At 61.8% G+C, this 241-nt stretch carries 1 protein-coding gene; it reads left to right on the plus strand.

Annotated features, from left to right (window positions below):
* Positions 1–241, plus strand: a 241-nt coding sequence (locus EOD29_RS34650) for an HAD-IA family hydrolase (RefSeq protein WP_164764084.1), incomplete at both ends; no start/stop codon positions are given.

Consider the following 241-nt stretch of genomic DNA (forward strand, 5'->3'; position numbering starts at 1 on the left):
CGCCTCTAGCGACAATGAGCGGTCGATCCGCCAGACGGCGGAACGTTTCGGTTTCGCCCGCTATATCGATTACATCGCCGGCTATGACAGCGGTTTCGGCGTCAAGCCAGAGCCGGGCATGGTGCTCGGCTTCTGCGCTGCGACCGGTCTTTCGCCTGAAGAGGTCGCCATGGTCGGCGACAACAATCACGATCTGCACATGGGTTTGAATGCCGGCACCGGCCTGAGGATCGCGGTGCTG

The organism is Mesorhizobium sp. M1A.T.Ca.IN.004.03.1.1 (assembly GCF_003997555.1).
GTDB lineage: Bacteria > Pseudomonadota > Alphaproteobacteria > Rhizobiales > Rhizobiaceae > Mesorhizobium.